At 67.8% G+C, this 853-nt stretch carries 2 pseudogenes; both read right to left on the bottom strand.

Annotated elements, in window-relative coordinates:
* Positions 1 to 289 (bottom strand): annotated as a pseudogene (locus tag G7007_RS21770) (phage tail protein); the annotation flags it as partial.
* 9 nt (positions 290 to 298) lie between these two features.
* Positions 299 to 853: pseudogene (locus G7007_RS21775) on the bottom strand (phage tail tape measure protein); the annotation flags it as partial.

The raw sequence follows: 853 nt of genomic DNA on the forward strand, positions 1-853 counted from the left end.
CTCCCAGCCGCTCCTGCACCTGGGAGACCCCGGACACGACACGGTTGTACGTCGACGCTACCTGGCCGACCCGTGCCTGGGCCATGTTGATGGTACGCATCATCCGGCCCAGCTTTTCACTGGCACCTGACGGCAGAAACGGGATGTTCTGCAGGTCCGTGGCCGCGCCGGTGATGTTGACCACGGCAGTATTGAGCGGGGCCAGCATGCCGTCCGCACTCTTGCGACCGGCCTCCCCTGCCGCCACCAGGCCCGACAGTGACGCCTCCAATTGCTGCATGTACGCCATAGCGGCTCCTTAGACGTGGGGTTGATCGAACAGCTGGGCCGAGGCCATACGCGAGGCCGCCTCGCGGCTCCAGGACTCGAACAATTGCCTCAGTGGGCCCTCCATCTCACGCAGCAGCTGCGCCGGGTCTTTCACGTCGCCCTGCACGTCGAGCTTGATGCTTGGCGAGAACGAAAACGCTTGGTCGACCTTCGGCGCCGGCGGCGGCGCTGCCTTGGCGGGAGCGGCGTCGGGCAGTTTCGCCGACGGCGCTGCGCTCTTGCTCATGTCGCGCACCAGGTCGCCCAGTCCGGCAGGCGGTTGAGGTCTGACGGGATCTGCGCCGGGGAACCGCACCGCACTGGCTCCAGGTGCCGGCACAACCAAGGGGGCCTTGGCCGGTGCCAATGCCGGTGCAGGTGCCGCCGGCGCAGGCTTGGCCTTGATCGTCTCGCCCAGCTTTGGCGCCGCACCATGCTGCACGCCTGTCGCCGCTTTGGCCTTGGCTCGCGCCGCCTGGGCCTGCTCGGCTTCGTACTTCTCCCGGTAACCCGGAGGCACCAGGTCAGCACCAGGGAAGCGCAC

The organism is Pseudomonas entomophila, from assembly GCF_013523125.1.
Taxonomy (GTDB): Bacteria; Pseudomonadota; Gammaproteobacteria; order Pseudomonadales; family Pseudomonadaceae; genus Aquipseudomonas; species Aquipseudomonas entomophila_B.